Genomic DNA, 2630 nt, shown 5'->3' with positions numbered 1-2630 from the left:
AGCTTTCAGCATTTAGCTATCAGCTAAAAATCCAAGGGTTTAAGTCCCCCACTATATTTGAAAAATTAGTGGTGCGCTTTTTTGGGGGTTTGAATCCCCTATTATGCACCGTGAAAAGCTGATTGCTGATTGCTGAGTGCTGACTGCTCCTTCAATGATTTATGTTCGATAATTGATTTTATTTTTGGGCATTGCTGAAATTAGGTATGAAATTCGTATCGGAGTAAGATTGATAGTAAGGAAAAAAGCTGTGCGTGACTACTAACTACTAACTACTAAAAATCATACAATAATTCAGCAACGCCTATTTTTGATTATTTATCTAATAGTTTTTTGTTTTAGTTATTAGGGATTAGGGAAGATAGATAGGAAGATAGACAACAAGCAAATAAAATATTTACCCCGTCAGTTTTAAAGATGCTTTCCATACAAAAAAAATTTTTGTTTATTCACATTCTTAAAACAGCAGGTAATTCAATTCAGAATGTTCTAAAGTATTACTCTGAAGATAAAATTGTTTGTCTTAACTCTTTGCAGGATGGTGTAGAAAGATTTGAAGTAAGAAATAAAAATTTTCCTAACATACATAAACATTCATCTTTACTTGACTACTATCAAGTTTTGTCACCTGATATTTTTCATTCTCTTTATAAATTTGCCGTTATTAGAAACCCTTGGGAAAGAAATCATTCTTTCTTTTTTCGCCACATCGTCAAACCCAAACTTGGAATAGAGACGAGTTTATTAATTTATTAGAAAAAGTACCAACAATGTTTGACTATCTAAATACTCATGGTTTACCGTCAAGCAAACCTGAAGTTAATTTTGTTATGCATTTTGAATCTCTTGAGAACGACTTTAGAAAAGTATCCCAAATATTAGAATTAGAAAACTGTCAGCTTCCTGTCCGTAATAAATCAAATCGAGAAGATTATTGGAAATATTACGATTCTGAATTAATTGATATGGTAGCAAATAAGTATGCAGCAGAGATTGAATATGCTGGATATTTTTTTTGTAAACCAATAAATAAATTTATTTGAGAACTCTACAAAATTTAGAAAAATTGAAATAGAACTAACTAATTTTTAGTAAACTCAAATTTCTGATTTTAATAACTTGTGGCAAAAGGCATTTCTGCTGAAAACAGAAAGTTTTTCTATTTTTATAGCAGTACGTTAATTAGTTAAGATATTAGATATTGGTAAATCCTATTTGCGGAGCATTGACCTAGAAAAAACTCACTCATATCATGTCCGTTGCGGAGCGTGTAAACAAGAGCGTTAATGTCTATAGGAAATTTAAGCCTTCTCTCCTAGATAACTAAAGCCTTCTTCCTTTGCCATAAATTCAGGATTTTTAAAAAATCCACTGGTCTTTTTAAAAAGTAGAGGTAGGTTTTCAATTGAGTAAAATCTCTAGAAAACCTACCACTAAATTTTTTGTAATTCCGAAGATACTAGAACTAATATTACTTGCTTGCTGCTTTAATGCATTGTTCTACTAATGGCGTTACTTGTTCAACATCTTTCCAACCAAGTATTTCTGTCACCTTTTTTTCTAGATTTTTGTAGCTTCTGAAAAATTCGGCTATTTCTTCTAGTTTATGAGGTGCTACATCTTTGAGAGATTTAACTTCAGTGTAGCGTGGGTCTTTATCTGGAACACAGAGAATTTTTTCATCCCTATCTCCTCCATCAATCATCTCTAACATTCCGATGGGTCTTGCTGCAATAACACATCCAGGAAATGTTGGCTCATCCATAATTACCATTCCATCAAGGGGGTCTCCATCATCTGCTAGGGTGTTAGGGACAAACCCATAATCGTAAGGATATTGTACGGAAGAATATAGTACGCGGTCAAGGGCAAAAGCTTGTAAATCTTTATCAAACTCGTACTTATTTTTACTTCCGCCAGGAATTTCTATCAGGACACTTATTAGTCCGGGTTTTGGTTGAGCTGGAATTAGCGATAAATCCACAAAATTTCTCCATTATTAACTAAAAAGAGTATATCAATAAGTTGAGAAGATCAGAAAATTGATTGACTGGAAACCTCCCTCCAACAGGTGACTAATATTTAGCCAAATATCAGAGAATTTTACTCCCCTCATTTTTCCCGTTTCACTATCGAGCGAAAGCCAAATTTATCTAACTCTAATTCTCAGGCAAACCAAGGGGGAAAATTTCCCAAACTTTCCCCAGAATTATTAGCTAAGGATAATTCATAAAAATTGAGTGTCGTGGAAAATTCCTGGCAACAGACGACTAAGATTTAGGCAAACTTTTGAGAATTTTATCTCCCTGATTTTTACCACCTAACTTTCCAGCAAAAGAGAAATTTCTCTGACGTCTAATTCTCAGGCAAACCAAGGGGGAAAATTTCCCAAACTTTCCCCAGAATTATTAGCTAAGGATAATTCATAAAAATTGAGTGTCGTGGAAAATTCCTGGCAACAGACGACTAAGATTTAGGCAAACTTTTGAGAATTTTATCTCCCTGATTTTTACCACCTAACTTTCCAGCAAAAGAGAAATTTCTCTGACGTCTAATTCTCAGACAAACCAAGTCGGAAAATTGCAGAGACTTTCCCCAGAATTATTAGCTAAGGATAATTCAGAAAAATT

3 protein-coding genes are annotated in these 2630 nt (G+C 33.5%); 2 read left to right on the top strand and 1 reads right to left on the bottom strand.

Features of this window, described 5'->3' with window-relative positions:
- The first annotated feature begins 441 nt into the window (after positions 1 to 441).
- Both F6K22_RS38255 and F6K22_RS38250 read left to right on the top strand, forming a co-directional pair.
- The gene (locus F6K22_RS38255) at positions 442 to 756 is read left to right on the top strand and encodes a sulfotransferase family 2 domain-containing protein (protein ID WP_293110109.1); all 315 of its coding nucleotides are present in this window, start codon (positions 442 to 444) and stop codon (positions 754 to 756) included.
- 14 nt (positions 757 to 770) lie between these two features.
- Positions 771 to 1043 (top strand): hypothetical protein, encoded by a 273-nt coding sequence (locus F6K22_RS38250; protein WP_293110107.1) that lies wholly within the window; start codon positions 771 to 773, stop codon positions 1041 to 1043.
- A 428-nt stretch (positions 1044 to 1471) separates the two neighbouring features.
- On the opposite strand, the gene F6K22_RS38245 is transcribed toward F6K22_RS38250, so the two are convergent.
- Entirely contained in the window at positions 1472 to 1984 is a 513-nt protein-coding gene (locus tag F6K22_RS38245) for an inorganic diphosphatase (RefSeq protein ID WP_293110105.1), read from the bottom strand.
- Positions 1985 to 2630 lie beyond the last annotated feature (646 nt).

Source organism: Okeania sp. SIO2F4 (assembly GCF_010672385.1).
Lineage (GTDB): Bacteria > Cyanobacteriota > Cyanobacteriia > Cyanobacteriales > Microcoleaceae > Trichodesmium.
Note: the sequence above shows the minus strand (reverse complement) of the source record. Positions and strands in the feature narration are given on the sequence as shown.